Origin of the sequence: Paraburkholderia sp. WS6 (assembly GCF_030464835.1) — a bacterium.
In the GTDB taxonomy this organism is placed as follows: domain Bacteria; phylum Pseudomonadota; class Gammaproteobacteria; order Burkholderiales; family Burkholderiaceae; genus Paraburkholderia; species Paraburkholderia madseniana.
Genome location: NZ_JALQCK010000013.1, coordinates 129,333 through 156,178 on the forward strand (window position 1 = coordinate 129,333; position 26,846 = coordinate 156,178).

Here is a 26,846-nt window from a genome sequence, read left to right on the forward strand (position 1 = left end):
GCTATTGGAGTTAGGGAATGAGAACAACGAGTCGTCTGGTAGTGGCCGCCTTGATTGCCGGTTCGCTGGCCATGTCGGGGTGTGCGTACAACAGCAGTTCTGCCGACGTCTACACCGCGTCGCAGGCACAGCGCGAAGAGACGGTCCGCATGGGCACGGTCGACAGCGTTCGGGCCGTGAAGATCAGTTCGAACAACGGCCAGCCGAGCGGCCTGGGTGCGATCGGCGGCGGTGCGTTGGGCGCGGTGGCCGGCAGCGCGATCGGCGGCGGTCGCGGCTCGATCGTGACGGGCATCATCGGCGGCCTGGCTGGCGCAGTGGCAGGCAATGCAGTCGAGAACGGCGTCGCGGTGCACGACGGCCTCGAGATCACCGTGCGACTCGATAACGGCGACATGCGCGCGATCACCCAAAGCGCCACCGGCGAAATCTTCCGCGCCGGCGAGCGCGTCCGTCTGCTTTCCAGCGGCGGCGTCACGCGCGTCACGCACTAAGTTTCCCCTCTCGTGCGGTCGCGCTTCACGCGCCGCCGTGACGACCTCAAACGCATGCCCTCTGTGCATGCGTTTTTTTTCGCCTGCGGGTTTTGCACTCGTTTCTCAAAACCGGCGCCTTCGCCCGAGCAAAAAAAATCCCGTCGCCAGAAACCCGGCAACGGGACCCTGACCGAGTAGCGCTCGGTGATGTTGCTTCAAGCGCTACTCGATCATCGACACACAGTACGACGTGTCGAAGTACTTCTACTGCTTACGGACGGCTGCCCGTCGGGAACGGCCATGCCGCTGCCGGGTTCAGCGCGGTCTTCACCGTCGCCGCCGGTGCGCTCGAGACAGAAGTCGCAGCGGGAGCAGGAGCAGCCTTCTTGGCGACAGCCTTCTTCGCAGGGGCAGCCTTCTTGGCAGGAGCAGCGGCCTTCTTCGCGGCAGCCTTCTTGGCAGGCGCAGCCTTTTTAGCGGCAGCCTTTTTCGCAGGCGCAGCCTTCTTGGCGGCAGCCTTCTTGGCAGGCGCAGCTTTCTTGGCAGCAGCCTTCTTGGCAGGCGCAGCCTTCTTGGCAGCAGCCTTCTTAGCCGGCGCCTTCTTTGCTGCAGCCTTCTTCGCCGGTGCTGCCTTCTTTGCTGCAACCTTCTTCACTGCTGCCTTCTTAGCCGGCGCTGCCTTCTTTGCCGGTGCCTTCTTCGCTGCAACCTTCTTCACTGCGACTTTCTTAGCAGCGACTTTCTTCGCCGGAGCAGCCTTCTTCGCTGCAACCTTCTTCACTGCGACTTTCTTAGCAGCGACTTTTTTCGCCGGAGCAGCCTTCTTTGCCGGAGCAGCTTTCTTAGCTGCGGGTTTCTTAGCTGCTGCTTTCTTGATAGTTGCCATCATTTTCTCCTTCAGGTTTTCAGATGAGAGTCAGTTCAAACTACACCCTTCGTCAAAACCCGCTTCCCGCGGACGCTTCTCAGGGCGCGCGCTACGAAGCGGGCTATTCATCGGCGTACGCAGGTGCTGCGCGCTTACGCTAATGAATGCGGTAAGGCGCGCCGTGCCCTTGGGCACCGCGCGCCAGATCTGGTCGGCGCTGGATCTCAACGCCGGCAATTGCTTGATCGGGCCGCTGGCGGCGACGCCAGCGGCTTTTTCCGGGGGGAAGTTTGCCCATCCCACTGAAGGGTTCGCAAAGTGCCAGTCATGTTTGTGGGCCGCGAAGGCACGCGGCGCACTGGGCACAATTTGCATCAGGCGGTTCTGCTCCTAACTAAATTGCCGCGGCCGAAGCCTGCCGGCATCCCCAAAATGAATGCATCTGCGACACGAACCCGGATCACTCCCAGGTCAGCGCGCCGCCAGTCTGATATTCGATCACTCGCGTCTCGAAGAAGTTGCGTTCCTTCTTCAGGTCGATCATCTCGCTCATCCACGGGAACGGGTTTTCCTCGTTCGGGTACAGCGGATCGAGACCGATCTGCTGGCAACGGCGGTTGCAGATGAAGCGCAGATAGCTCTTGAACATCGACGCATTGAGGCCGAGCACCCCGCGCGGCATCGTATCTTCTGCGTAACGATATTCAAGTTCGACCGCTTGCTGGAAGATCTCGCGGATTTCCGCGCGGAACTCAGCCGTCCAGAGTTGCGGGTTTTCGAGTTTGATCTGGTTGATCAGGTCGATGCCGAAATTGCAGTGCATCGACTCGTCGCGCAAGATGTATTGGTACTGTTCCGCCGCGCCGGTCATCTTGTTCTGGCGGCCCAGCGCCAGGATTTGCGTAAAGCCGACGTAGAAGAACAGGCCTTCCATCACACAGGCGAACACGATCAGCGAGCGCAGCAGGGTCTGGTCTGCCTCGAGCGTGCCGGTCTTGAAGGCCGGGTCGGTCAGCGTATGGATGAACGGAATCAGGAATTCGTCTTTCGCGCGGATCGAGGAAACCTCGTGATACGCGTTGAAGATTTCGCCTTCGTCGAGACCCAGGGACTCGACGATGTACTGGTAAGCGTGCGTGTGAATCGCCTCTTCGAACGCCTGGCGCAGCAGGAACTGGCGGCATTCGGGCGCCGTGATGTGGCGGTAGGTGCCCAGCACGATGTTGTTGGCAGCCAGCGAGTCAGCCGTCACGAAGAAGCCCAGGTTGCGCTTGACGATGCGGCGCTCGTCTTCGGTCAGCCCGTTCGGGTCTTTCCAGAGGGCGATGTCGCGCGACATGTTCACTTCTTGCGGCATCCAGTGGTTGGCGCAACCAGCCAGATACTTTTCCCAGGCCCACTTGTATTTGAACGGCACCAACTGATTGACGTCGGTCTGGCCGTTGATGATGCGTTTGTCGGCGACATTGACTCGCGCTTCGGAGGCGGCAGCCGTTCCGGTAGCAGCGTGGGTCACATGAGCGACGGGAGCGACAGCGATGTCGTTCGCGAAGATGTCTTGAGCCGAGGGAGCGTGAGGAGCGGAACGCGTTCCGACTTGCGAACCGACAGCCGATCCCGCAGCGTTGCGCAACACATTCTGTTGCGTAGCGCTCGAGGGAGTTACGGCAGTGATCTCGTCATCCCAGTTGAGCATAAATGTCACCATCAATTTAGAACGGTTTGTACCATCTTTTCACGAGCGATAAAAGAGTTCGCTGATGAAAAATCCTGTTTTCGATTCGCGTTGCTACGTTCATACAACACTTTGTTCAACAGACTGTGTGTGTCGCCTCATGTGAAGCGTGTTGAACGTGTGTCGTCGAGGTGCTTCGCGAACTCGAAGAGCAACGTGTTAAAGCGACGTTTCGCTGCTCTATCTATCTGTATTGCGGAGCGTGCTTGCAGCGTTTTGCGATTGCTTCCTGCTGCCTCGTGCTGACGTTCCGGCTGTCCCGTGGTTGCCTGTTCGTCAGTGCCGGCGAGGTGAAGTTCAATGCAATGTCGAGCGATGCATCTGGCCGGCTGTGTCGATCGACCTTCGACCGGGGCGTTTGCTGAGCGCTTCATGTCGAGCGCTTCGTCTGTGCTGCCGACTGCTGTCTGCTTCATCTACTACTTGCTTACCGCTTGCCTGCTGTTTGCCTGCCGCTTCACGACTTCAGTTGCTTGCCGTGCTTCGCTGCTTTTCGACGAGCGGCGCAACGTCGATTTCGTTTCGCTGCGCCGCTCGTCTACTTCACTTATGCATCACTTCTATGAGGCTTGCTGATCGCTGCATTCGGGTCTTTACCTACAACCCTTAGCCAGGCGGCGATCCTTCCGCCTGCTTCGTGCTTGCCCGGCAGTTGCCAGGCTTCTTACTGGCAAGCCTCGCACTCGTCGAAACCAGGATCGCCCGGACGCATCATGCACACCGGACCATCCGCTTCCGGCGCTGCTTCGACCGCAACTGCCGGCGCTGCCGCCGCGACCTGGATGCCGCCCGAAGCTGCACCGCCGCTCGCGCCGAAGCCGCCGGCCGCGCCGCCGCCGACACCACCCGCACCGCCCGATCCTTCGCCGCCACCCGAGCTCACCGCGTTCAGCGCGCCGTGCGCCACCGTCGACTTCTCGACGTGCGTCGCCGCCATCGTGCGGAGGTAGTAGGTCGTCTTCAGACCGCGCACCCATGCGAGCTTGTAGATCTCGTCGAGCTTCTTGCCCGACGCGCCGCCCATGTAAATGTTCAGCGACTGGGCCTGGTCGATCCACTTCTGGCGACGCGAAGCCGCCTCGACCAGCCACACCGGATCGAGTTCGAACGCGGTCGCGTAGATCGCGCGCAGGTCGGCCGGGATGCGGTCGATGCGCGAGAGCGTGCCGTCGAAGTACTTCAGGTCGGCGACCATCACTTCGTCCCACAGACCGCGTTCCTTCAGGTCGCGCACCAGGTAGTCGTTGACCACCGTGAATTCGCCCGACAGATTCGACTTCACATACAGGTTCTGGAACGTCGGTTCGATACAGGCCGACACGCCGATGATGTTCGAGATGGTCGCCGTCGGTGCGATGGCGACGCAGTTCGAGTTGCGCATGCCGTAGGTGGCGATGCGCGAACGCAGTTCGGTCCAGTCCATCGATTCGCTCGAATCGACTTCGACGTAACCGCCGCGCGCTTCGGCCAGCAGCTTCACCGAGTCTTGCGGGAGGATGCCGCGATCCCACAGCGAGCCGCGGTAGCTGGAGTAACGGCCGCGTTCCTGCGCCAGTTCCGTCGACGCGTAGTAAGCGTAGTAGCAGACCGCTTCCATCGACGTATCGGCGAACGCAACCGCCTCTTGCGACGCGTACGGCGTGCGCAGCAGGTGCAGGCAGTCCTGGAAGCCCATGATGCCCATGCCGACCGGACGGTGCTTCAGGTTCGAGTTACGCGCCTTGGCGACTGCGTAGTAATTGATGTCGATCACGTTGTCGAGCATGCGCATCGCGACGCTGACGGTGCGCTTCAGCTTGTCGTGGTCGAGCGCCAGAGTGCCGTCGGCCTGTTCCTTCAGGTGAGCGACGAGGTTCACGGAGCCCAGGTTGCAGACTGCGATTTCGGCGTCGCTGGTGTTCAGCGTGATTTCCGTGCACAGGTTCGACGAGTGGACGACACCGACGTGCTGTTGCGGCGAACGCACATTGCACGGATCCTTGAACGTGATCCACGGGTGGCCGGTTTCGAACAGCATGCCCAGCATCTTGCGCCACAGTTGCGCCGCCGGGATCTTCTTGAACAGCTTGATCTCGCCGCGCGCAACCTTGTCTTCGTAAGCCGTGTAAGCCGCTTCGAATTCGGCGCCGAACTTGTCGTGCAGGTCCGGGCAGGTGGACGGCGAGAACAGCGTCCAGTCGCCGCCTTCATGCACGCGCTTCATGAACAGGTCGGGAATCCAGTTCGCCGTGTTCATGTCGTGGGTGCGGCGACGATCGTCGCCGGTGTTCTTACGCAGCTCGAGGAATTCTTCGATGTCCAGGTGCCACGTTTCCAGGTACGCGCAGACCGCGCCCTTGCGCTTGCCGCCCTGGTTCACAGCGACAGCCGTGTCGTTGACGACCTTCAGGAACGGCACGACACCTTGCGACTTGCCATTGGTGCCCTTGATGTGCGAACCCAGAGCACGCACGCGCGTCCAGTCGTTGCCCAGACCGCCGGCGAATTTCGACAGCAGCGCGTTTTCCTTCAGCGCTTCGTAGATGCCGTCGAGGTCGTCGTCGACCGTCGTCAGGTAGCACGACGACAGTTGCGAGCGGCGGGTACCCGAGTTGAACAAAGTGGGCGTGGACGACATGAAGTCGAAGCTCGACAGCACCTTGTAAAACTCGATCGCGCGCGCTTCGCGGTCGATCTCGTTCAGCGACAGACCCATCGCCACACGCATAAAGAATGCCTGCGGCATTTCGATGCGCACGCCGTCGTGATGCAGGAAGTAGCGGTCGTACAGCGTTTGCAGACCGAGGTAGCCGAACTGCAGGTCGCGGTTGTTGTCGAGTGCGGCGCCGAGGCGCTTCAGGTCGAACTGCAGCAGCTTGTCGTCGAGCAGCTCGGCTTGCACGCCGCGCTTGATGAATTGCGGGAAGTACTCGGCGTAGCGTTCGCCCATTTCCGTTTGCGTGACTTCCTCTTCGAGGATCTCGCGGCGGATCGTGTGCAGCAGGATGCGTGCGGTGACCTGGCTATAAGCCGGGTCCTTTTCGATCATCGTGCGGGCAGCCAGAATTGCCGAGTCGTAGACCTGGCTCATCGGCACGCCGTCGTACAGATTCTTGACCGTTTCCGCGATGATCGGATCGGCGCTCACGGCGTCGCCCAGGTTCGAGCAGGCCAGTTCGATGATGCCGCGCAGCGCAGCCATGTCGAGCGGACGCGTCACGCCGTTGTCGGTGACGTTCAGACCCGGCGTGCTGGCGACGATCTGGTCGTCATGACCGCGCGCCTGGGTGCGCTTCTCGCGATACAACACGTACGCACGCGCGACGTTGTGTTCGCCGCCGCGCATCAGCGCGAGTTCGACCTGATCCTGGATGTCTTCGATATGGAACGTGCCGCCATTCGGACGGCTGCGCACGAGCGCACGCACCACATTCTGCGTGAGTTGCTCGACCAGTTCGCGCACGCGAGCCGACGCCGCGCCTTGACCACCGTTGACGGCCAGAAATGCCTTCGTCACGGCGATGGCGATTTTCGACGGCTCGAACGACACCACGCTGCCGTTACGACGGATCACCTTGTAGTCGGCGTAGGTCACTTGCGGCGCGAGCGCCTGAGCGCCTTGTGTCTGGCCGAAGGCCTGGCCAGCCGGTGAACCCTCGTACCGGGTCGTCGCGTTGTCGGTGGTTTGCATGTGCAAAGCTCCTGGTCTTGGAAATGTTGCGGAGATAACCGCGGATTAAAACGAACGCTGCGCCGCCGCGTGCGCAAGCGATGGGGTGCAGGAAAAAGGCCGGCTGAGCCGGGTGGCGGGATGCGACAGCGATGAAGCCTGATTCGAATTGATAACGGTCTTCACCATGTGTGTCGCGATCACTTGCTATGCCCTTTTCCTGAATGCTTCTGGACGCTGCCGGTTCTCTCGACCGGCCACGCCGCAGGAATATTTTTCGCTGCCCGGAATGCTTGCGGCGCCATGCTCGGGAAGCGGGGCGCCGCAGACTTATGCACTCAGTTATGCACAGAGTTATACACACCGGACACAAGATATAGTGCGAAACTGAATTTCTGGCACCAAGTATAGTGTAGTTTCAAGACAGGTCAAATCGTTTTATTTGCTTTCAAAGGCTTGACTTTTGCATAGCGCGACGCGAAGCCGACTCCCCGGAGAACAAGGCAGCGCCTTGTTCTCCTCGCATCACGCGAGGTTGCGCGAAGGGTCGTTACAGCGTTTTGGAAAACTTGAGATAGGGGAAGTACTGATCCGCTAACGCGGTGTCGCGCTGCAGACGCTGCCACTCGAAATGCGGCCCAGGATCGGTCTTGCGGCCGGGGGCAATGTCCGAGTGACCGGCAAGCCCTTCGACCGGATAGCGGGCCTTGAGCGCCGTCACAAGTGTACCGAGCGTGCGATATTGCGCCGCTTCGAAAGCAGTCGTATCACTGCCCTCCAGCTCGATGCCGATCGAGAAATCGTTGCAGCGCTCGCGGCCGAAAAAATTCGACGGCCCGGCGTGCCATGCCCGCTCGTTGCAGGACACGAATTGCTCGAGCGCGCCGTCGCGATGAATCACGAAATGCGCCGACACCCGCACGCCGCGCAGATGCGTGTCGTAGTAGGGGTGAGCGTCGCAGTCGAGGGTGTTCAGGAACAGTTCGGCGATCGCCGTGCCGCCAAACTCATTGGGCGGCAGGCTGATGTTGTGGACAACGATCAGCGTCGGCACGGCCCCTTCGGGCCGCGCTTCGAAATTCGGCGATGGCAGTTTGCGTGCGGCGGCAACCCAACCGTCGGCATCGACGGTGAACGCGACGCTCATCGAGCGTCGCGGCCCGAGGGACGCGCGCCATGACGCTGCGCGTGCGCGGCGCTGCAGAAAGGCTGCCCCGCCACCACCACGGAGTCGCTCTTCGGCGCGTGCACGCCGCACTCGGCGCAACGGATCATCGGCTCGGCGAGCTGGGGCTGCGCTCGCGGCGCATTGGGTCCACGCGCGCCGCCATTCGGACCGCTCTGGCCTCTTGCACCGCCGGCACCCGCGGCGCCATTCGCACCGGCGCCGGTGCGTTGCGACGCTTGCGCGTCATGGCGACGCAGCGCCTTGACCAGCCACTGGCCAACGATGAACAACAGGATCAGCAGAAAAATTTGTCGCATAGCAGGACACTCAAACTACAGCACGGTGCAACAGCACCTCGAATACGAAACGGCTGCCGACGTACGCCAGCAACAGCGCGACGAACGACGCCAGCACCCAGCGCAATGCCGCACGGCCGCGCCAGCCGGAAACCTTGCGCGCAGTCAGCAGCGCGCCGAACATCACCCAGGAAAGAATCGCGAAGACGGTCTTGTGATCGAGCCGCAAGGCGCGGTCGACCAGTTGCTCGCTGAACAGGATGCCCGATACCAGCGTCAGCGTGAGCAGCACGAAGCCGGCGCCGATCAGACGGAACAGCAGCTTTTCAAGTGTCAGCAGCGGCGGCAAGGTGTCGAGCCAGCTCGACAGCCAGCCGTTGCCCGCCGCAGCCGCATTGCGTTGCGACATGCCGCCGCGCATGGCATGCAGACGCCGCTCGACCAGCAGCATCAGAACCGCGTGCAGCGCCGCGATCGCGAACAAGCCGTACGCGATATTGGCGATCAGAAAATGCAGCTTGAACATCGGCGCGGCTGAATACGGCAGCACGCGCACGCCATTGAACGCCAGCGGCAATAAAGAAGCGACGCAGGCAAGCGGCAACACCAGCAGGCGCAAGCCGTCGAGTGGAAAGAAAAAGCTCTCGATCCAGTAGATGCCGGCGCCGAGCCAGAACATCGCCGACAGCGCGAACGCGAAACCGAACACCATCGCGTTTTGGGGAAAGATGGTGGTGTGCAGCAGCACGCCGTGGGCCAGCAGCGCGACAAACAGCAGCGCGCGGCCCGAGGTGCTCATGCCCGAAGCGGCCGATGAGGCCGGGATGCCCGCGGAGACGTGCACCGGCGGCACGCTCTCGAGCATGGGGCGCAAGGCGGCGTGCCGGTGCGAGCGCCAGCCGGCCACGGCTAGACCGCCGTAGAGGAGCGCAGTGAGGGCATACAGTACAATATCCATATTCGAAGTTTACACTAGGCCCCTGCTCCGCGACGTCTCCCTCATCGCGCCCCGCTCCGGCCGCACTGTTCATCGCTCCCCATGCTCGACAATCTGACTCAACGGATGGCGCGCGTCGTCAAGACGCTGCGCGGCGAAGCCCGGCTCACCGAGGCGAACACCCAGGAAATGCTGCGCGAAGTGCGCCTCGCGCTTCTCGAGGCGGACGTGGCGCTGCCCGTCGTGCGCGAGTTCATCGCCAAGGTGAAGGAAAAAGCGCTCGGCGAGGAGGTGATCAGCAGCCTGTCCCCGGGTCAGGCGCTGGTCGGCGTGGTGCAGCGCGAGCTGACCGCGATCATCGGCGGCGACTATGAAGGCAAGGCTGTCGAGCTGAACCTCGCCGTCACGCCGCCGGCCGTCATCCTGATGGCGGGTCTGCAAGGCGCCGGCAAAACGACCACGGTCGGCAAGCTCGCCAAGCTCCTGCGCGAGAAGTACAAGAAGAAAGTCCTCACGGTTTCGTGCGACGTCTACCGCCCGGCTGCTATTGCGCAGTTGAAGACGGTGACCGAGCAGGTCGGCGCGGACTTCTTCCCGTCGGAACCGGATCAGAAGCCAGTGGATATCGCGATCGCCGCGGTGGATTGGGCCAAGCGCCACTACCACGACGTGCTGCTGGTCGACACGGCCGGCCGTCTGGGTATCGACGAAGCGATGATGGCCGAAATCACCGCGCTGCACAGCACGCTGAAACCGGCGGAAACGCTGTTCGTCGTCGACGCGATGCTCGGCCAGGACGCGGTCAACACCGCGAAGGCCTTTAGCGACGCATTGCCGCTCACCGGCGTCGTCCTCACCAAGCTCGACGGCGATTCACGCGGTGGCGCGGCGCTCTCCGTGCGCCACGTGACGGGCAAGCCGATCAAGTTCGTCGGCGTCGCCGAAAAGCTCGATGGCCTCGAAATTTTCTACCCGGATCGCATGGCGAACCGGATTCTCGGCATGGGCGACATTCTCGCCCTCGTCGAAGAAGCACAACGCGGTGTGGACGTTCAGGCCGCGCAGAAGCTCGCCGACAAGGTCAAGAAAGGCGGCGACTTCGACCTCAACGATTTCCGCGCGCAGCTTACGCAGATGAAGAGCATGGGCGGCCTGTCGTCGCTGATGGACAAGCTGCCCGCGCAGTTCCAGCAGGCCGCTGCCGGCGCCAATATGAGCATGGCCGAATCGCAGATGCGCCGCATGGAAGGCATCATCAATTCGATGACACCGCTGGAGCGCGCCAAGCCCGATCTGATCAAGGCCACCCGCAAGCGCCGCATTGCCGCTGGCGCGGGCGTGCAGGTGCAGGAAGTCAACCGCATGCTGAATCAGTACGACCAGATGCGCACGATGATGAAAAAGCTGAAGGGCGGCAATCTGCAAAAGATGATGCGCGGCATGAAGGGCATGATGCCCGGCATGCGCTAAGCTTTAGCAAGACGGCGGCGCGCGTGCTTCCGTGCGTAAACAACGGCACGCGCGGCTGACTCCGGATTTGTGCGGGTTTATTCTGTACCGCACGCCGTCGTTCTCACCCACACTATGTATACAGTTACCGCCCGTCAGACGTCATGAACCGCGAAGAAGCTCTCCATATTTTTAGCCACTCCGAAGAAATCGTTTCGGCCGACGACGTCAACGCGTCGATCAGCGGCATGGCTGCCGCCATCCGCAACGAGATGAGCGAGGACTTCCCGCTCGTGCTGTCGGTGATGGGCGGCGCGGCGGTGTTCACCGGCATGTTGCTGCCGCACCTCGATTTCCCGCTCGAGTTCGACTACATCCACCTGACCCGCTATCGCAACACCACCAAGGGTGGCAATGAGATGCAGTGGCGCGTGGCGCCGGCTGAGTCGGTGAAGGATCGCGTCGTGCTGGTGCTCGACGACATCCTCGACGAAGGCGAGACGATGGCCGCGATCCGCGATCGCATCCTCGCGATGGGCGCGAAGCGCTTCCTGAGCGCGGTGCTGTGCGAGAAGATCATTCCGAAGGCCAAGCCGCTGCGCCCGGATTACTGTGGTTTCGAAGTGCCGGACCGTTACGTGTTCGGTTGCGGGATGGATGCGAAAGGCTACTGGCGCAACCTGCCGACTATTCGGGCGTTGACCGAAGGGGCTTAACTTAAAGCCACGTTGGTTTGGCGGCGCCATTTACGGCGCGCACCGGCGTAAAAAAAGCGGCCCACTGGCCGCTTTTTGTTTATCAGGCAGGTGATAGCACTGCTGCGCTACCGCGCTGAACCCCATACCCGATCTCACTCAAAGTTGATGCACAAAAGAGCGGATACCGCCGAGCATCATTTCGACTGAGATCGCCACCAGCACCAATCCCATTAGCCGCTCAAAGGCCATCATCGCGCGCTCGCCGAGCCACGCCTGAATGCGCTCCGCCAGCATCAGCACGATCGCGCAGACGATCATTGTGACGGTCAGCGCACCGATCCACTCGAACATCTTGCCGGGCGCCTGCGACGTCAACAACATCACCGTCGCCAGCGCCGACGGGCCTGCTAATGCCGGAATGGCGAGCGGCACGATGAGCGGCTCGCCGCCGCGCGTGTCACCGCCGAACGGACCGTCAGGATGCGGAAACACCATCCTGAGCGCAATCAGAAACAGCACAATCCCGCCACCGATGCGCAAAGACTGGTCGGTCAGACTCATCATGCGCAGGAAGCGGTCGCCGACCACCATGAAGACCAGCAGGATCGCGAAGGCGATCGCCACCTCACGGAGGATGACGATCGTGCGCCGCTTCGGCGAAACACTGCGCAGGCAACTGATAAAGAGCGGAATATTGCCTAACGGATCAGTGATCAGAATCAGCAGGACGGTCGCAGATACGAAGGTGTACTCCACCGTCCGCTCCGCTTATTGCGCCAATGCTGCGCGAACCTTGCCGATCACCGTTTGGGCGGCGTCTTCGACCGGCAGCAGCGTCGCTTCAGCGTCGCGGCGGCCTTGATACTCGAGCTTGCCGTCCTTGAGACCACGATCGCCGATCACCAAGCGATGCGGCACGCCAATCAGTTCCCAGTCGGCGAACATCACGCCCGGACGTTCGCCGCGATCGTCGAGGATCACGTCGACACCGGCTTCGACCAGCTCCGCGTACAGCTTGTCGGCCTGCTCACGCACCGCTTCGCTGCGGTCGTAACCCATCGGGCACAGCACGACCTCGAACGGTGCGATCGACTCCGGCCAGATGATGCCCTTGTCGTCGAAATTCTGTTCGATCGCCGCGCCCAGAATACGCGTGATGCCGATGCCGTAGCAGCCCATTTCCATCGGCTGCGGTTTGCCGTTCTCGTCGAGACAGGTCGCGTTCATCGCTTCCGAGTATTTCTTGCCGAGCTGGAACACGTGGCCGACTTCGATGCCACGGCAGATGTCGATCACACCCTTGCCGTCCGGCGACGGATCGCCCTTCTTCACATTACGGATATCGGCGACGACCGGCTCCGGCAGATCGCGGCCCCAGTTCACGCCAGTGGTGTGGTAATCCACCTCGTTCGTGCCCACCACGAAGTCGCTCATGTTGGCGACCGTGCGATCCGCGATGACCTTGATCGGCTTCTTCGTGTTGATCGGGCCGAGGTAACCCGGCGGCGTGCCGAAGGTCTCGATGATCTCGGTTTCGGTCGCCATGCGGAAGTCCGCCAGACCCGGCAGCTTGCTTGCCTTGATCTCGTTCAGCTCGTGATCGCCACGCAGCATCAGCAACCAGATGGTCGGTTCGGCGCCTTCGTTTTCCGTGGCGAGGATGATCGACTTGATCGTGCGCTCGAGCGGGATGTTCAGCAGCTCGGCCACGGCCTCGCACTTTGCTTTGCCCGGCGTCGCGGTCTTCTTCATCTCTTCGGTCGGCGCTGCGCGTTCCGCGTACAGCGGCAACGCTTCGGCCGCTTCAACGTTCGCGGCGAACTCCGAGGTCGGGCAATACGCGATCGCGTCTTCACCGGTGTCGGCAATCACGTGAAATTCATGCGAACCGCTGCCGCCGATCGAACCGTTGTCCGCTGCCACTGCGCGGAAATCCAGACCGAGGCGCGTGAAGATACGCACGTACGCGTCATACATCTTGCGATACGACTCGCGCAGGCCTTCCGCGTCTTTGTCGAACGAGTACGCGTCTTTCATGATGAACTCGCGGCCACGCATCACGCCGAAACGCGGACGGATCTCGTCGCGAAACTTCGTCTGGACCTGATAGAAGTTCACGGGCAACTGGCGGTAGCTCTTGATCTGGCCGCGCGCGATATCCGTGACCACTTCTTCGTGGGTCGGTCCGAGCACGAAATCGGATTGCTTGCGATCCTTGAAGCGCAGCAGCTCGGGGCCGTATTTTTCCCAACGGCCCGATTCCTGCCACAGTTCAGCCGGCTGCACCGAAGGCATCAACAGTTCGATCGCGCCTGCCCGGTTCATTTCTTCGCGCACGATGGCTTCCACCTTGCGGATCGAACGCAGGCCGATGGGCAGGTAGTTATAGATGCCACCGGCAACGCGGCGGATCATGCCGGCGCGCACCATGAGCTTGTGGCTGACGATCTCGGCGTCGGCGGGCGCTTCTTTCAGTGTGCCGATAAAGAAACGGGAAGCTTTCATTCAGATTTTCCAAAAGCGGCGGCTCCGGAGGGACCGCCCGAAAGGTGAAAACGGTGGGGAAACCGACACAGACCCGGCCTCGCGCCGGCACGGACTTGCCACATACCCGGCCAAAGTCTGTCCAGGAATCCGGCTCAGACCCGGCAAATGGTCCGCGTATACCAGGCAAAACCCCGGCAAAACCGGCCCGATCGCGGCGCCGAAGCCGCCGCGCAAAGCCTTTGCAGCAAGGGATAAGGCACGGAAAGACTGACAGGCTACCGCAAACGCGGGCCTTTTGCGGCGAATCGTTCCAATCTGGTGCGAATCGGTGCGTCGGGTCCGTTATCTGTTTATAATCAAAGCAATTTTAAAGGATTCGAAGGTGGTTGTATGCTGGATCGTGAAGGCTTTCGCCCGAACGTCGGCATCATCCTCTTGAACGCGCACAACGAGGTGTTTTGGGGCAAACGGCTCCGTGAACATTCCTGGCAGTTTCCGCAAGGGGGCATCAAGTACGGAGAGACCCCCGTGCAAGCGATGTATCGGGAGTTACACGAAGAAACCGGGCTGCTTCCTGAGCACGTCAAGGTGATCGGTCGCACGCGCGACTGGTTGCGTTACGAGGTGCCTGACAAGTTCATCAAGCGCGAAGTACGCGGTCATTACCGCGGCCAGAAACAAATCTGGTTCTTGCTCCGGATGGTTGGACGCGATTGCGACATTTGCTTGCGCGCCACCGACCACCCTGAGTTCGATGCGTGGCGCTGGAACGAGTACTGGGTGCCGCTCGACTGTGTGATCGAGTTCAAGCGGGATGTGTATCAGTTGGCGCTGACGGAGCTATCCCGTTTCATGCGCCGGGCTGCGCCGCGTGCGGAAAAACCTGGCGGGCACCATGGGCCGCGTTATCCCCGGATAGCGTCGTCGATGGAAAGTCCGCCGGATTCGACGATGATGACGGTCACCACCTCGGTGACCACAGTCAGCATCGAAACGTCGATTCACACGACGTTCGCGTCTGATTGCGGTCCGGGCTCCGGGTCGGTTGCCGAAGTTGGCTCCGCGTCGGAACACGAAGACGAATCGGAGCGCGAAACCGCCGGCTCGCTGTTCCGCCCTGGCGTGCGCAATTAACAATTCTGTGCGGCTGTCCACGCCGCTTCTGCTGGTGCGGCTCAATGAGCCGCACCAGTGTTTCGAGGAAACCATATTGAAAGCACTTGCTCTCGTCGTGGCGTGCGTCGCCACCGGCGCCCTGCTGGCTGGATGTTCGAGCGCCGGCAAACCTACCAATAAAGACGACAGCGAGTTTGCCTACCTGTTGGACCGGCCGAGCACCTGGGTTGAAAACAAGGTGGACGCCTTGCCGCCGCTGCCGCAAGACTCGAATCTTCTGCCCTTCGAGGTTTCGGGCAATACGCCGCTGCATTTCGCGATCGATAGAAATTCGCTTACCGTCGGCACCGACGGCGTAGTGCGCTACACCGTCGTCGTAACGAGCCCGAGCGGCGCGCGCAACGTGAACTACGAAGGGATTCGCTGCGATACGTACGAATGGCGCCAGTACGCGGGGCTGAACGCCGATCACGACGGCTGGGATCAAACCGTCGCCAACGACTTCAGGCGCATTGAGAATGGCGCGCTGAACGCCTATCAGGCTGCGCTGTATCAGGATTACCTGTGTGCGAACAAGATGCCCACGGGCAACGCCAAGCAAATTGTCGAGAACATCCGCTACAAGCGCACGCAGACCTCGTTGATTCATTAAGGCCGTTTTCGCGAGCGTCCTTCTTCGAATGTGGAAGCCGCCGCGAATGTGAAAAAGCCGTTCCAGCTCACGCCGGAACGGCTTTTTTTCCGTCGTGCGAACCGTGCTCGGGAGTCAGACCAGCACAAGGTTGTCGCGGTGAATCACCTCAGGCTCCAGCATATAGCCGAGCACCGATTCAATGTCGCCGCTCGGACGCCGCTGGATCAGCTTGGTTTCCGCGCTGCTGTAGTTCGTCAGGCCGCGCGCTACTTCACGCCCTGCCGCGCTCAGGCAAGCGATCACTTCGCCGCGCGCAAACGCGCCCTGCACACCGACGATGCCGATCGGCAGCAAACTCTTGCCGCCTTCGGTCAGCTTTTCGACTGCGCCGTCGTCGATCACCACGTGGCCGCGCACCTGCAGATGATCGGCCATCCATTGCTTGCGCGCCGCCATGCGTGCAGTGCGCGCGATCAACTGTGTGCCGATCGCCTCACCCGAGGCAAGCCGTGACAACACGTCTGCTTCACGCCCGCTCGCGATTACCGTATTGGCGCCGCTGTGCGCCGCGCGTTTGGCCGCGAGAATCTTGGTCAGCATGCCGCCTCGGCCCAGGCTCGAACCCGCGCCGCCGGCCATTGCTTCGAGCTCCGGCGCACCGGCATCCGCCTGCTGAACGAGCGTCGCGTTCGGATCCTTGCGCGGGTCTGCGGTGAAAAGCCCCTGCTGATCGGTGAGGATAATGAGCGCATCGCCTTCGATCAGATTGGCGACCAAGGCGCCTAGCGTGTCGTTGTCGCCGAACTTGATTTCGTCGGTAACGACCGTGTCGTTCTCGTTGATGATCGGCACGACGCCCAGACGCAGCAGGGTCAGCAACGTGGAACGCGCGTTCAGATAGCGTTCGCGGTCGGCCAGATCGGCGTGGGTCAGCAGAATCTGCGCGGTCTGGATCGAATGCGCAGCGAAGCGGCTTTCGTAGACTTGCGCGAGACCCATTTGACCGACAGCCGCGGCCGCCTGCAATTCGTCGATTTCGCGTGGCCGCTTGGTCCAGCCGAGCCGCTGCATTCCTTCGGCAATAGCGCCTGAACTGACCAGCACCACTTCCTTGCCCTGTGCGCGCAGTGCGGCAATCTGCGCGGCCCAGCGGCCGATTGCAGCATGATCGAGGCCGCGCCCGTCATTCGTAACGAGGCTCGAGCCGACTTTCACTACCAATCGCCGTGAATCTGCGATGACGGAACGCATTGTGCGCGGTCTCCCAAGATGACGCGTGATGCATGCCGGCGGCCCGTGCAGGCGCCGGCGCTCAGGCTTGTTATTACTGCGGGTCGACGCTGGAGTCGTCCGACGCAGCGGCCGGTGCTTCCGGCTTTGCGCGGAAACGCACGTCAGCAGCGAGATCTTCGGCTTCCGCCGCCCGCTGCGCGTCCGAATGCGCGGCGATGTGGTCATACACCGCGTAGCAAAGACTCTCGCAACCCTGGCCGGTCAGTGCCGAGATTTCGAACACTGGGCCCTCCCAACCGTAGCCTTCAAGGAAGGCCGACACTCGCGCTTCGCGCTCGTCTTCGGGGACCATGTCGAGCTTGTTTAGCACCAGCCAGCGGGGCTTCTCATAGAGCAGCTCGTCGTACTTGCGCAGCTCGTTGACGATCGCCTTGGCTTCCGCGACGGGATCGACGGCTTCGTCGAACGGTGCGAGGTCGACGATATGCAACAGCAAGCCCGTGCGCTGCAAGTGGCGCAGAAACTGGTGACCGAGGCCGGCGCCTTCCGCCGCGCCTTCGATCAGGCCAGGAATGTCGGCGATCACGAAGCTGCGGCTCGGCCCGACACGCACCACGCCGAGATTCGGCGCGAGCGTTGTGAACGGGTAATCGGCGATCTTCGGCCGCGCGTTCGACACCGACGAGATGAAGGTGGACTTGCCGGCGTTCGGCATGCCGAGCAGACCGACGTCGGCCAGCACCTTCAATTCGAGGCGCACCATGCGGCGCTCGCCGGGCTTGCCGTCGGTTTTCTGACGCGGCGCGCGGTTCGTACTGGATTTGAAATGCAGGTTACCGAGACCGCCCGCACCGCCCTGCGCGATTTGCACGCTCTGGTTGTGCTCGGTCAAATCGGCGATCAGCTCGCCGGTTTCCATATCGGTGATAGTCGTGCCGACCGGCATGCGCAGCGTGATGTCGTCGCCGCCCTTGCCGTAGCAGTCCGCGCCGCGGCCGTTTTCGCCGTTGCGCGCCAAATGTTTTTTCGCGTAGCGGTAGTCGATCAGCGTGTTGATGTTGCGGTCTGCAACCGCGATCACGCTGCCGCCCCGGCCGCCGTCGCCGCCATCCGGGCCGCCGAACGGAACGAATTTCTCGCGGCGCATCGACGCGCTGCCATCCCCTCCGTCGCCGGCGATGACTTCAATCCTCGCTTCGTCAATGAACTTCATGCGTAACTCCGTCCCGTGGTGTGCTGCTAGATGGTGCTGCTGGGTTGATGCTTTCAGATGCTGCTATTTTGCCGCGCCCGCCGTGCGGTGGGCAATCAGCCGATCGGCTAACCACGCCGATATGGCCATGCAATCCGCCAATTCTTCGGACAAAAAGCGCTGCAATAAAAAAAGCCCCGCAAACTTCGCGGGGCCTTTTTCCGGTCCTGAAGCCCGTGCCTGATTAAACTCAGACTGCTGCCGGGACGACGTTGACCATGTGCTTCTTCGCTGCGCCCTTCGTCGAGAAATTGACGTGGCCGTCCGTCAGCGCGAACAAGGTGTGATCCTTGCCGATACCGACGTTTTCGCCCGGGTGCATACGCGTGCCACGTTGGCGAACGATAATGCCGCCAGCGTTGATGGCCTGACCGCCGTAAACCTTGACGCCGAGACGCTTCGATTCAGAGTCGCGGCCGTTGCGGGATGATCCGCCTGCCTTTTTGTGTGCCATTTGATTTGCTCCTTAACCGTTGCGCTTACGCGTTGATCGCGTCGATGCGCAGTTCGGTATAGTTCTGGCGGTGGCCGCCATGCTTCTGGTAGTGCTTCCGGCGACGCATCTTGAAGATGGTCACTTTTGCGTGACGACCTTGCGACACGACGGTAGCCTTGACGGAAGCCCCACTGACCAGTGGCGTACCGAACTTAATCGATTCGCCTTCGCCCACTGCGAGAACCTGGTCGAGCGTGATTTCAGCGTCAATGTCTGCCGGTATCTGTTCTACTTTAAGTTTTTCGCCGACGGCAACTTTATACTGCTTGCCACCGGTTTTTATGACCGCGTACATTGAGAACCTCACTCTGTGTTCATTTTTCCCACGCACCGCGCGCGGAAACCCGTGATTATACATAGAGTTAGCTGCTCGGTCAAAACTCATTGAGAGTCGCCGCGCGCACCGCCCGGCGCCTTGCCGTCCAGCCCCGGCACACGGCCTGGCCGTTGCCTCCGTCGCGCCGTGCCGCAGCCTGCGACCCGGAACTGTCGCGATTCGCCTTATAATTCGCGGCACTACCCAATTCAGCCATCATGTCGTCGACTGCCACCTCCTCCTCCAACGCCGCCAGCCTGCTCGCTCCGATCGCCGAAGACATGCAGCAGGTCAATCGCGTCATACGGCACCGTCTGGCGTCCGACGTGATGCTGATCAATCAGATCTCCGAGTACATCATCAGCGCCGGGGGCAAACGGCTGCGGCCAGCGCTACTGCTGCTGGTGGCGGGCGCACTGGGCGAAACCACCGGGCATCGACACGAACTCGCCGCGGTGGTGGAATTCATTCACACGGCCACGCTGCTGCACGACGACGTGGTCGACGAATCCGACCTGCGGCGCGGCCGCCAGACGGCCAATGCGCTGTTCGGCAACGCTGCGAGCGTGCTGGTCGGCGATTTTCTCTACTCTCGCTCGTTCCAGATGATGGTCGGCGTGGGCAAGATGCGCGTGATGGAAATCCTGTCAGAGGCGACCAACATCATCTCCGAGGGCGAAGTGCTGCAGTTGCTGAACATGCACGACGCCGACGTGGACGAAGCGCGTTACATGCAGGTGATCCGCTACAAAACCGCCAAATTGTTCGAGGCGGCCGCCCAACTCGGTGCGGTGCTGGCAGGGTCGGACGCGAAGACGGAAGCCGCCGCCGCGGAATTCGGCCGCCGCATCGGCACCGCGTTTCAGATCATGGACGACTGGCTCGACTACACGGGCACGGCTGAATCGATGGGCAAGAACGCCGGCGACGATCTGCGCGAAGGCAAACCCACGCTCCCGCTGATTTATCTGATCGAACGCGGCACGCCCGAACAGTCGGCGCTCGCGCGGGAAGCCATCGAGCAAGGCGGCACGGATCGTTTCGACACCATTTTTGAAGCGATCACGCGTTCCGGTGCACTGGATCACACGCTTGAGTGCGCGAAGCAGGAAGCGCTGGCCGCAGCTGCAGCAATTTCTTCATTTCCGGATTCCATTTTCAAAGATAGCCTGCTAGAATTATGTTCTTACTCGACGGCAAGACAGTCTTGAACGAGACTGAAACACCGTAAGAGTCCAGTACCAAATCGGGGTGTAGCTTAGCCTGGTAGAGCGCTACGTTCGGGACGTAGAGGCCGGAGGTTCGAATCCTCTCACCCCGACCAGATTTGCCTTGTTAGTTCAAGGCTCGAAAAACCGCCCAGCTTGCTTGGCGGTTTTTTTGTTTTGGGTCGCGATTTTTTGTGCCCCGCCGACGCCTTGCCACAACATACGATTTGTCCCAGTCTTCATAGACCATCCGCGGAGGCGGCTCGCCCAGCCCCCTCTGCTATATTCTCTCCATCCCGTCCCCTATCCTTCACTACGCGTGGAACAACTTCCCTTATGGGCGCAGATCGGCGCCGTCTTTCTGCTGCTTATCTGCTCCAGCTTCTTTTCGATTTCCGAAACGGCGATGATGGCGATCAACCGCCATCGCCTGAAACACCTTGCCAACCAGAATGCGCTCGGCGCAAAGACCACTCAGGGCCTGCTCGCGCACACCGACCAACTGTTGAGCGTGGTCCTGATCGGCAACAATCTGTTCAACACGATCATCCCGGTGCTCACCACCTCGATCGCGCTGCATACCTTCGGCCATAACAATGTGGTGCTGTCGATCGCGACCGGCATCGTTGCGTTCCTGATCATCGTGTTCGCGGAAATCACGCCGAAGATCGTCGGCGCGACGTTCCCCGAGAAGATCGCCCTGCCGGCCAGCCTGCTGATCGCGCCGATGATGCGCGTCGGCAAGCCGCTCGTCTGGTTCGTCAATCTGTTCGCGAACACGATCCTGCGCGTGCTGCATATCAATACCAAAGGCGCGCAAGATCAGCGGCTCTCCACCGAAGAGCTGCGCACTATCGTGCTCGAATCGGGCAGCTTCATGCCGACCAAGCACCGCAGCATTCTGTTGAACCTGTTCGACCTCGAAAACATTTCTGTCGACGACGTGATGATCCCGCGCCGCCGCATCGAAGCGCTCGACTTTGACGCACCGTTCGAACAGATCCTGCATCAGTTGGAAACCTGTTATCACAACAAGCTGATCGTCTATCAAGGCGACATCGACCGGGTGCTCGGCGTGCTCCACGTGCGCAAGACACTGGCTGCGCTGCACAACCAGGAACTGGAGCGCGAGACGCTGCGCGAACTGCTGGCCGAGCCGTATTTCGTGCCGAGCGGCACCCCGGTATTCCAGCAACTACAGTACTTCCAGGAAAGCCGTCACCGCACGGCGCTGGTCGTGAACGAATACGGCGAGTTGCAAGGGCTGGTCACGCCGGAAGACATCATCGAAGAGCTGATCGGCGAATTCACTACGTCGATTCCGCGTAGCGCCAATTCGCGCGGCGGCTGGAACGAGAACGGCGAATGTATCGTGGCGGGCAGCATGCCGCTGCGCGAGCTGAACCGCTGGCTGCATCTCACGCTGCCGACCGACGGACCGAAAACGCTCAACGGCCTGATCCTCGAGATTCTCGAAGAGATTCCGGACGGCGACGTCTGCGTGCAGATCCGCGAGGTGAAACTCGAAGTGATGCGCAGCGACGACCAGGCGATCCGCACCGTCAAGCTGTTCAAACCGCCCACTCGCACGGGCGCGAAAGCCGTCAAGGCGGCGCGCGGTTAAGGCCTACACGCTGCGCAGCGTCGCACATCGGCTCGAAACGCGCCATTAGCCGATTGGCTGAATGGTGGTGCCTGCGGCGTTACCGGATGATGGAGTCGTCGTGTTCTACAGGCGGCTCATCACCGGTCTCTCATGCAAGATTCTTTTCAACGCGCGGCGTCGTTGCGGCCTGTCGCCGTCGATAGCGAAAGTCCAGCGAAACCCAGACATAACGCCTTTGCCGCCGACACCAGTGCCAGCTCCAACCTCAACTCGAGTCTCCCCGATTCCGACAACGCGCCTGCCGTACGCCTATTGACCGACACCTTGCAGGAGGCAACCCGCCGCAATGCGTCGGACCTGCACATCGAACCGGCGGAGCATGGCTGGCGCGTGCGCTTGCGCATCGACGGCGTACTGCATGAAATCCCTCAGCCCCCTGCGCATCTGCGCGATGCGTTCATCACGCGCGTGAAGGTGCTGGCGCGCATGGATATCGCCGAGCGGCGCGTACCGCAGGACGGACGGCTGCGTATTGCCACGTCGCCCGGTCGCGTCGAAGACTATCGCGTCAACTCGCTGCCTACGCTGTTCGGCGAAAAGCTGGTGTTACGCAGGCTCGACGCACTGCCCACCGATCTATCGCTCGACTCGCTCGGCCTCGATCTACGGCAACGTGAAGCCGTCGATGCCGCGATTCGCGCGCCGCACGGCCTCGTACTCGTCACCGGGCCCACCGGTAGCGGCAAGACGCTTTCGCTGTACTGCTTCCTGCACATGCTCAACGACGAGGCGCGCAATCTGTGCTCGGTAGAGGATCCGGCGGAGATTCAACTGGCGGGTATCAATCAGGTGAGCGTGCGCGAAAAGGCTGGCCTGACGTTCGCGGTGGCGCTGCGTGCGTTTCTCCGTCAGGACCCCGATGTGATCATGGTCGGCGAAATCCGTGACGACGAAACCGCCGATGTTGCCGTGAAGGCAGCGCAAACCGGTCACCTGGTGCTGTCCACCTTGCATACGAACGACGCACCTGCTGCTGTCGCGCGCCTGATCGACATCGGCGTCGAGCCTTACAACCTGGCCGCCGCGCTAAGGATGGTGACGGCACAGCGGCTGGTGCGGCGACTCTGCGTGGCATGCCGCGCACCGGCGCCGCAATCGGCAGCGGCGCTGCGAGCAGCGGGCTTCGCCGACGATCGTCTCGACGGCTGGCAACCATTCGCCGCCACCGGATGCGAAGCCTGCCACGGCATCGGCTACCGCGGCCGCGTCGGAGTTCACCAGGTAATGCCGGTCTCCGATGCGATGCGCGAGTTGATCGTGGCACGCGCAGGCACCCATGAGCTGGCCCGGCTCGCGCAAACCGAACAGGTCGCCACCTTGCGCGACGCAGCCCTGGCGCGTGTACGCGACGGCACGACGAGCCTGACCGAAGCGCTGGCCGCCACCGAGGTCACATGAACACAGCGACGACTCACCCACCGCCAGCGGCCGAGATGCGCTTCAGATGGCGCGGCGTCGATGCCGACGGCGTACAGAAAACCGGTGCGCTCATTGCGCCGGACGTCAGCACCGCACGAGCCATACTCAAACGCGAAAAGCTGTTCATCGTCGAACTCGCGGCACGCGGGCACGCGCCACGCCCTCAAATCCGCACCACCGACGTCACGGTGTTCACCCGGCAGCTCGCCAGTCTGCTGCGCGCAGGCTTGCCACTCGCGCCTTCGCTGGAACTGCTGGCGCAAGCGGATGGTTCGCGCGGCCAAGGTATGCAGCGGATCGTCGGCGCGCTGGCACGCGACATCACCGGTGGCCTGCGCTTCTCCGCAGCATTGCAACGGCACCCTGCTCAGTTCAACGCGCTGTACTGTCAACTTGTCGAAGTCGGCGAAGCAGCCGGCGCGCTGCCCGCCGTCCTCGCCCGGATCGCGGACGACCGCGAACGCGCCGCCGCGCAGCGTGCCAAGGTGCGCGCGGCGCTCACCTATCCGGTCGCAATCCTGTTGCTTGCGATCGCAATAACCGCCGCGTTGCTGGTTTGGGTCGTGCCGACTTTCAAGCAAATCTTCGACGGCTTCGGCGCGAAACTACCCGCGCCCACGCAGTTCGTGCTGGCCTTGTCAGCGGGTGCCGCGCGCTGGAGCATTCCTCTGGTCGTCACGGTTTTCGCCGCGGGCTCGGCTATGACGTTTCTGCTGCGACGTTCCGAAGCTGCGCGCATTCGGTTCGCCCGCTTATCGCTGACAATGCCGGTCGCCGGTTCGTTGCTGCGCACGTTGTGCGCGGCGCGCTGGAGCCGCGCACTCGGTACCTTGCTGTCGGCCGGCACACCGCTCGCGGATGCGTTCGATTCACTGACTCACGCCACCGGCAACGCTTTCTTCGATCGCGCCACGGTGGAGATCGCCGCCCGGCTGCGGCGCGGCGAACGGCTCGCCGCCGCGATGCGCGCGGCGCACTGCTTTCCACCGGAGGTAGTGCAGCCGGTTGCGGTTGCCGAGGAGTCCGGGACGCTCGACACGATGCTGATCGATGTGGCGTCGCTCGCCGATCGTCAGGTAGACGAAAAGATCGGCACGCTCTCGAGCCTGTGCGAACCGCTTGTCATCATCGTGCTGGGCACGCTGGTCGGCGGCCTGGTGATCGCGATGTATCTTCCCATTATTCAACTCGGCAACGTGGTGTAGCATCGCAGCCGAATCCCACCCTTTATATGCAGGCTACCCTTCCACCCGTGTCAGATACTTCTTCCAGCCTGTTTTCGGGCCTGCTGTCCGGCCACGTCACAACCAGTCTCGGCCTGGCGTTCGGCAGCTTGCCCAACGGCCTGCAGATCGCATTCGCGATCGTGTTCGGTCTGGTGATCGGCAGTTTCCTGAACGTGGTCGTGCATCGGGTGCCGATCATGCTGGAGCGTGCGTGGCGCGAGGAAGTCAGCGAGGCCACCGAACAAGCGCTCGAAGACGACGGCTTGCCCGCCCGCTACAACCTGTGGGTGCCGCGCAGCGCGTGCCCTCATTGCGGCCATGTGCTCAGCGCGTGGGAGAACCTGCCGGTGCTGAGCTATCTGCTGTTGCGCGGGCGCTGCTCCGCATGCAAGACACGCGTAAGCCTGCGCTACCCGCTGCTCGAAATCGCCAGCGCCGCCTTCGCGGCCGGGGCGCTCGCGCTGTATGGGCCAACCGGCATGGCACTCGCCGCCTTCGGACTGTGCGCCGCGTTGCTCGCAATGAGCGCGATCGACATCGACACCCACCTGCTGCCGGACTCGATGACGCTGCCGCTCCTGTGGGCCGGCTTGATCGTGAACTTCAACGGCATGTTCGCGAACCTCCACGATGCCGTGCTTGGTGCGATCTTCGGCTATCTGGTGCTGTGGGTCGTGCATTGGCTGTTCCGTCTGGTGCGCGGCGTCGAAGGGATGGGATATGGCGATTTCAAACTGCTGGCGGCGCTCGGCGCGTGGCTCGGCTGGGCGGCGCTACCGCAGATCGTGCTGATCGCGGCGGTCGCTGGCGCGGTGGTCGGCCTCGCGGCGACGTGGCGCGGCCGCATGCGCTTTGAAGAACCCCTACCGTTCGGGCCGTTTCTTGCAGCGGGCGGTGCTGTTACGCTATTTCTCGGCACACCGCTTTATCTGGCGTTGGGAGGCTGAAGCATGTTTGCTGTGGGATTGACCGGCGGCATCGGCAGCGGCAAATCGACCGTGGCTGACCTGTTCGCCGCGCACGGCGTGCCGCTGGTCGACACGGACCTGATTGCGCACCGCATCACGGCGCCGCACGGCATTGCGATGCCGCAGATTGCCGCGGAGTTCGGCGATTCGTTCGTGGCGGCAGATGGTTCGCTCGACCGCGCCCGCATGCGCACGCTGGTATTCAGCGACGACGGCGCGCGCAAACGCCTCGAACGCATCACGCATCCATTGATTCGTGCGGAGACCGAACGCGAGCAACGCGAGGCGCAAGGGCCGTACGTGATCGTAGTAGTGCCGTTGCTGGTGGAGTCAGGTAGCTGGAAGACTCGCGTGAATCGTGTGCTGACGGTCGATTGCAGCGTCGAGACACAAATCTCTCGCGTGATGAGCCGCAACGGCTTTAGCCGTGAACAGGTGCTGGCGATCATCGCCCGCCAGGCGACGCGCGAAGCACGCCTCGCCGCAGCCGACGACATCATCGACAACGACAACGACAACGCGCCGCTCGACGCACTCAAGACGCAGGTCGATGCGCAGCATCGCGTCTATCTGTCCCTAGCGAGCGCGTGAGAATACGCTGAACATGGCTTGTAGCGTGCGTGGTTTGCTCAGCCATGCAGCGGCACGCATGCAAAGCACGCGCCAAACCGCCTGAAACACGTGAAAAAAGTTGCGAAAGCGCGCTGAAAAAGTGCGTGATTGCTAGGGTAGTCTCACGGCATTAGAATGTTCTGCATTCCCGTCACCGACCACGCCCGAGGCGAGCCCGCTTGATCCTTTACGAGTATCCCTTCAACGAGCGAATCCGGACGCTATTGCGCCTCGAAGATCTGTTCGAGCGCTTCACGTTCTTTCTGACTCAGGAAGACGCCAGGGAACATCACGTCGCACTGACAACGTTGTTCGAAATCTCAGAGGTTGCAGGTCGCGCGGATCTGAAGTCCGATCTGATGAAGGAGCTCGAGCGCCAACGGCAAACTCTGGCGCCGTTCCGGGGCAATCCGGGGATCGAGCAGAACGCGCTGGAGGCCGTGCTAGGGGAAATCGAGCAGACCTTGTCAGGGCTTTCACAGATGCAGGGCAAGACCGGCCAGCATCTGGCCGACAACGAGTGGCTTGCCAGCATCCGTAGCCGCGCGATCATCCCGGGCGGCACTTGCAAGTTCGATTTGCCTTCATACTACGCGTGGCAGCAGATCCATCCCGATCAGCGTCGGCAGGATATCGCCAAATGGGTCACGCCGCTGCTGCCGTTGCGCGATGCGGCAACAATCGTGTTGCGCCTCGCGCGCGAATCGGGTCAGGCGTCCAAGGTCATGGCGATGCAGGGCAGCTATCAGCAGATGCTGTCGGGCCGTTCATACCAGTTGATGCAGGTACGGGTGGCACCTGAATTGCGGGTGATTCCGGAGGCTAGCGCTAACAAGTACATGCTCTGGGTGCGATTCACGGTGCAGGACGGCGATTTGCGTCCGCGCGCGGTGGATGTCGACGTGCCGTTCCAGCTCACGCTTTGCAGCCTGTAACG

At 61.9% G+C, this 26,846-nt stretch carries 26 protein-coding genes and 1 tRNA gene; 14 read left to right on the forward strand and 13 right to left on the reverse strand.

Annotation, left to right across the window (positions count from 1 at the left end):
- The first annotated feature begins 17 nt into the window (after positions 1-17).
- Positions 18-494 (forward strand): glycine zipper 2TM domain-containing protein, encoded by a 477-nt coding sequence (locus M0D64_RS17850; protein ID WP_054040737.1) that lies wholly within the window; start codon positions 18-20, stop codon positions 492-494.
- A 253-nt stretch (positions 495-747) separates the two neighbouring features.
- Here M0D64_RS17850 and M0D64_RS17855 read toward each other — a convergent pair whose 3' ends face one another.
- The 3 genes from M0D64_RS17855 to M0D64_RS17865 all read right to left on the reverse strand — a co-directional run bounded on the left by M0D64_RS17855 (position 748) and on the right by M0D64_RS17865 (position 3,040).
- Positions 748-1,362: a histone H1-like DNA-binding protein gene (locus tag M0D64_RS17855; protein ID WP_093645210.1), complete on the reverse strand. Its 615-nt coding sequence runs from the start codon at positions 1,360-1,362 to the stop codon at positions 748-750.
- A 30-nt stretch (positions 1,363-1,392) separates the two neighbouring features.
- Complete coding sequence (locus tag M0D64_RS17860) at positions 1,393-1,719, reverse strand: hypothetical protein (protein WP_093645212.1); 327 nt, start codon at positions 1,717-1,719, stop codon at positions 1,393-1,395.
- 85 nt (positions 1,720-1,804) lie between these two features.
- Entirely contained in the window at positions 1,805-3,040 is a 1,236-nt protein-coding gene (locus M0D64_RS17865; protein WP_054040807.1) for a ribonucleotide-diphosphate reductase subunit beta, read from the reverse strand.
- Positions 3,041-3,379: 339 nt separating this feature from the next.
- On the opposite strand from M0D64_RS17865, the gene M0D64_RS17870 reads away from it, so the two are divergent.
- Positions 3,380-3,655 carry a hypothetical protein gene (locus M0D64_RS17870; protein WP_266258703.1) on the forward strand — a complete coding sequence of 92 codons (276 nt, stop codon included), beginning with the start codon at positions 3,380-3,382 and terminating at the stop codon, positions 3,653-3,655.
- 88 nt (positions 3,656-3,743) lie between these two features.
- Here M0D64_RS17870 and M0D64_RS17875 read toward each other — a convergent pair whose 3' ends face one another.
- The 4 genes from M0D64_RS17875 to M0D64_RS17890 all read right to left on the reverse strand — a co-directional run bounded on the left by M0D64_RS17875 (position 3,744) and on the right by M0D64_RS17890 (position 9,150).
- Positions 3,744-6,749 (reverse strand): ribonucleoside-diphosphate reductase subunit alpha, encoded by a 3,006-nt coding sequence (locus M0D64_RS17875; protein WP_266258704.1) that lies wholly within the window; start codon positions 6,747-6,749, stop codon positions 3,744-3,746.
- Between the two features lie 529 nt (positions 6,750-7,278).
- Positions 7,279-7,875, reverse strand: coding sequence for a 1,6-anhydro-N-acetylmuramyl-L-alanine amidase AmpD (gene ampD, locus M0D64_RS17880; protein ID WP_266258705.1), 597 nt, complete (start codon positions 7,873-7,875; stop codon positions 7,279-7,281).
- Complete coding sequence (locus M0D64_RS17885) at positions 7,872-8,213, reverse strand: PP0621 family protein (protein ID WP_266258706.1); 342 nt, start codon at positions 8,211-8,213, stop codon at positions 7,872-7,874. Before M0D64_RS17885 ends, ampD begins: the two co-directional genes overlap by 4 nt.
- A gap of 10 nt (positions 8,214-8,223) precedes the next feature.
- Entirely contained in the window at positions 8,224-9,150 is a 927-nt protein-coding gene (locus tag M0D64_RS17890; protein WP_266258707.1) for an inner membrane protein YpjD, read from the reverse strand.
- 81 nt (positions 9,151-9,231) lie between these two features.
- Here M0D64_RS17890 and ffh point away from each other — a divergent pair, with 81 nt between their 5' ends.
- Together ffh and M0D64_RS17900 are read left to right on the forward strand one after the other, a co-directional pair.
- Positions 9,232-10,599 (forward strand): signal recognition particle protein, encoded by a 1,368-nt coding sequence (gene ffh / locus M0D64_RS17895; protein ID WP_266258709.1) that lies wholly within the window; start codon positions 9,232-9,234, stop codon positions 10,597-10,599.
- A gap of 143 nt (positions 10,600-10,742) precedes the next feature.
- Positions 10,743-11,294 carry a hypoxanthine-guanine phosphoribosyltransferase gene (locus tag M0D64_RS17900; protein WP_012434394.1) on the forward strand — a complete coding sequence of 184 codons (552 nt, stop codon included), beginning with the start codon at positions 10,743-10,745 and terminating at the stop codon, positions 11,292-11,294.
- A 138-nt stretch (positions 11,295-11,432) separates the two neighbouring features.
- Here the strand turns inward: M0D64_RS17900 and M0D64_RS17905 are convergent, their stop codons facing one another.
- Both M0D64_RS17905 and M0D64_RS17910 read right to left on the reverse strand, forming a co-directional pair.
- Positions 11,433-12,032 carry a MarC family protein gene (locus M0D64_RS17905; protein ID WP_054040747.1) on the reverse strand — a complete coding sequence of 200 codons (600 nt, stop codon included), beginning with the start codon at positions 12,030-12,032 and terminating at the stop codon, positions 11,433-11,435.
- Positions 12,033-12,044: 12 nt separating this feature from the next.
- Positions 12,045-13,781: a proline--tRNA ligase gene (locus M0D64_RS17910; RefSeq protein ID WP_266258710.1), complete on the reverse strand. Its 1,737-nt coding sequence runs from the start codon at positions 13,779-13,781 to the stop codon at positions 12,045-12,047.
- Between the two features lie 372 nt (positions 13,782-14,153).
- Between M0D64_RS17910 and M0D64_RS17915 the strand changes: the two genes are divergently transcribed.
- Positions 14,154-14,897, forward strand: coding sequence for an RNA pyrophosphohydrolase (locus tag M0D64_RS17915; protein ID WP_154558138.1), 744 nt, complete (start codon positions 14,154-14,156; stop codon positions 14,895-14,897).
- A gap of 76 nt (positions 14,898-14,973) precedes the next feature.
- Positions 14,974-15,531 carry a CNP1-like family protein gene (locus M0D64_RS17920; RefSeq protein ID WP_154558139.1) on the forward strand — a complete coding sequence of 186 codons (558 nt, stop codon included), beginning with the start codon at positions 14,974-14,976 and terminating at the stop codon, positions 15,529-15,531.
- A gap of 114 nt (positions 15,532-15,645) precedes the next feature.
- Here the strand turns inward: M0D64_RS17920 and proB are convergent, their stop codons facing one another.
- The 4 genes from proB to rplU form a co-directional block, all read right to left on the reverse strand.
- Positions 15,646-16,764: a glutamate 5-kinase gene (proB, locus tag M0D64_RS17925; RefSeq protein WP_266258711.1), complete on the reverse strand. Its 1,119-nt coding sequence runs from the start codon at positions 16,762-16,764 to the stop codon at positions 15,646-15,648.
- A 73-nt stretch (positions 16,765-16,837) separates the two neighbouring features.
- A complete protein-coding gene (cgtA, locus tag M0D64_RS17930; RefSeq protein ID WP_054040755.1) occupies positions 16,838-17,959 on the reverse strand; it encodes an Obg family GTPase CgtA in 1,122 nt (373 codons plus the stop codon).
- Between the two features lie 229 nt (positions 17,960-18,188).
- Entirely contained in the window at positions 18,189-18,452 is a 264-nt protein-coding gene (gene rpmA / locus M0D64_RS17935; RefSeq protein ID WP_007180330.1) for a 50S ribosomal protein L27, read from the reverse strand.
- Between the two features lie 25 nt (positions 18,453-18,477).
- The gene (rplU, locus tag M0D64_RS17940; RefSeq protein WP_007180329.1) at positions 18,478-18,789 is read right to left on the reverse strand and encodes a 50S ribosomal protein L21; all 312 of its coding nucleotides are present in this window, start codon (positions 18,787-18,789) and stop codon (positions 18,478-18,480) included.
- A 239-nt stretch (positions 18,790-19,028) separates the two neighbouring features.
- Here rplU and M0D64_RS17945 point away from each other — a divergent pair, with 239 nt between their 5' ends.
- From M0D64_RS17945 to zapD, 8 genes are all read left to right on the forward strand, one after another.
- The gene (locus M0D64_RS17945) at positions 19,029-20,021 is read left to right on the forward strand and encodes a polyprenyl synthetase family protein (protein ID WP_266258712.1); all 993 of its coding nucleotides are present in this window, start codon (positions 19,029-19,031) and stop codon (positions 20,019-20,021) included.
- Positions 20,022-20,057: 36 nt separating this feature from the next.
- Positions 20,058-20,134: transfer RNA gene (locus tag M0D64_RS17950), tRNA-Pro, on the forward strand.
- Positions 20,135-20,337: 203 nt separating this feature from the next.
- Positions 20,338-21,642 carry an HlyC/CorC family transporter gene (locus tag M0D64_RS17955; RefSeq protein ID WP_171926738.1) on the forward strand — a complete coding sequence of 435 codons (1,305 nt, stop codon included), beginning with the start codon at positions 20,338-20,340 and terminating at the stop codon, positions 21,640-21,642.
- 132 nt (positions 21,643-21,774) lie between these two features.
- Entirely contained in the window at positions 21,775-23,082 is a 1,308-nt protein-coding gene (locus M0D64_RS17960; RefSeq protein ID WP_266258713.1) for a GspE/PulE family protein, read from the forward strand.
- Positions 23,079-24,308, forward strand: coding sequence for a type II secretion system F family protein (locus M0D64_RS17965; protein WP_266258714.1), 1,230 nt, complete (start codon positions 23,079-23,081; stop codon positions 24,306-24,308). The genes M0D64_RS17960 and M0D64_RS17965 overlap by 4 nt, the downstream gene beginning before the upstream one ends.
- A 26-nt stretch (positions 24,309-24,334) precedes the next feature.
- A complete protein-coding gene (locus M0D64_RS17970) occupies positions 24,335-25,276 on the forward strand; it encodes an A24 family peptidase (protein ID WP_154558144.1) in 942 nt (313 codons plus the stop codon).
- A 3-nt stretch (positions 25,277-25,279) separates the two neighbouring features.
- Positions 25,280-25,888 carry a dephospho-CoA kinase gene (coaE, locus tag M0D64_RS17975; RefSeq protein ID WP_266258715.1) on the forward strand — a complete coding sequence of 203 codons (609 nt, stop codon included), beginning with the start codon at positions 25,280-25,282 and terminating at the stop codon, positions 25,886-25,888.
- Between the two features lie 200 nt (positions 25,889-26,088).
- Positions 26,089-26,844: a cell division protein ZapD gene (gene zapD / locus M0D64_RS17980; RefSeq protein WP_030100922.1), complete on the forward strand. Its 756-nt coding sequence runs from the start codon at positions 26,089-26,091 to the stop codon at positions 26,842-26,844.
- Positions 26,845-26,846 lie beyond the last annotated feature (2 nt).

Coding starts and splice junctions, on each gene's coding strand:
- M0D64_RS17915 (WP_154558138.1), top strand. CDS start 14,154: ATGCTGGATCGTGAAGGCTTTCGCCCGAACGTCGGCATCATCCTCTTG.
- M0D64_RS17970 (WP_154558144.1), top strand. CDS start 24,335: ATGCAGGCTACCCTTCCACCCGTGTCAGATACTTCTTCCAGCCTGTTT.
- proB (WP_266258711.1), bottom strand. CDS start 16,764: ATGCGTTCCGTCATCGCAGATTCACGGCGATTGGTAGTGAAAGTCGGC.
- M0D64_RS17890 (WP_266258707.1), bottom strand. CDS start 9,150: ATGGATATTGTACTGTATGCCCTCACTGCGCTCCTCTACGGCGGTCTA.
- M0D64_RS17965 (WP_266258714.1), top strand. CDS start 23,079: ATGAACACAGCGACGACTCACCCACCGCCAGCGGCCGAGATGCGCTTC.
- M0D64_RS17860 (WP_093645212.1), bottom strand. CDS start 1,719: ATGCAAATTGTGCCCAGTGCGCCGCGTGCCTTCGCGGCCCACAAACAT.
- M0D64_RS17885 (WP_266258706.1), bottom strand. CDS start 8,213: ATGCGACAAATTTTTCTGCTGATCCTGTTGTTCATCGTTGGCCAGTGG.
- M0D64_RS17865 (WP_054040807.1), bottom strand. CDS start 3,040: ATGCTCAACTGGGATGACGAGATCACTGCCGTAACTCCCTCGAGCGCT.
- rpmA (WP_007180330.1), bottom strand. CDS start 18,452: ATGGCACACAAAAAGGCAGGCGGATCATCCCGCAACGGCCGCGACTCT.
- coaE (WP_266258715.1), top strand. CDS start 25,280: ATGTTTGCTGTGGGATTGACCGGCGGCATCGGCAGCGGCAAATCGACC.
- M0D64_RS17850 (WP_054040737.1), top strand. CDS start 18: ATGAGAACAACGAGTCGTCTGGTAGTGGCCGCCTTGATTGCCGGTTCG.
- M0D64_RS17960 (WP_266258713.1), top strand. CDS start 21,775: ATGCAAGATTCTTTTCAACGCGCGGCGTCGTTGCGGCCTGTCGCCGTC.
- ffh (WP_266258709.1), top strand. CDS start 9,232: ATGCTCGACAATCTGACTCAACGGATGGCGCGCGTCGTCAAGACGCTG.
- M0D64_RS17870 (WP_266258703.1), top strand. CDS start 3,380: ATGCAATGTCGAGCGATGCATCTGGCCGGCTGTGTCGATCGACCTTCG.
- M0D64_RS17910 (WP_266258710.1), bottom strand. CDS start 13,781: ATGAAAGCTTCCCGTTTCTTTATCGGCACACTGAAAGAAGCGCCCGCC.
- M0D64_RS17875 (WP_266258704.1), bottom strand. CDS start 6,749: ATGCAAACCACCGACAACGCGACGACCCGGTACGAGGGTTCACCGGCT.
- M0D64_RS17945 (WP_266258712.1), top strand. CDS start 19,029: ATGTCGTCGACTGCCACCTCCTCCTCCAACGCCGCCAGCCTGCTCGCT.
- rplU (WP_007180329.1), bottom strand. CDS start 18,789: ATGTACGCGGTCATAAAAACCGGTGGCAAGCAGTATAAAGTTGCCGTC.
- ampD (WP_266258705.1), bottom strand. CDS start 7,875: ATGAGCGTCGCGTTCACCGTCGATGCCGACGGTTGGGTTGCCGCCGCA.
- M0D64_RS17855 (WP_093645210.1), bottom strand. CDS start 1,362: ATGGCAACTATCAAGAAAGCAGCAGCTAAGAAACCCGCAGCTAAGAAA.
- cgtA (WP_054040755.1), bottom strand. CDS start 17,959: ATGAAGTTCATTGACGAAGCGAGGATTGAAGTCATCGCCGGCGACGGA.
- M0D64_RS17900 (WP_012434394.1), top strand. CDS start 10,743: ATGAACCGCGAAGAAGCTCTCCATATTTTTAGCCACTCCGAAGAAATC.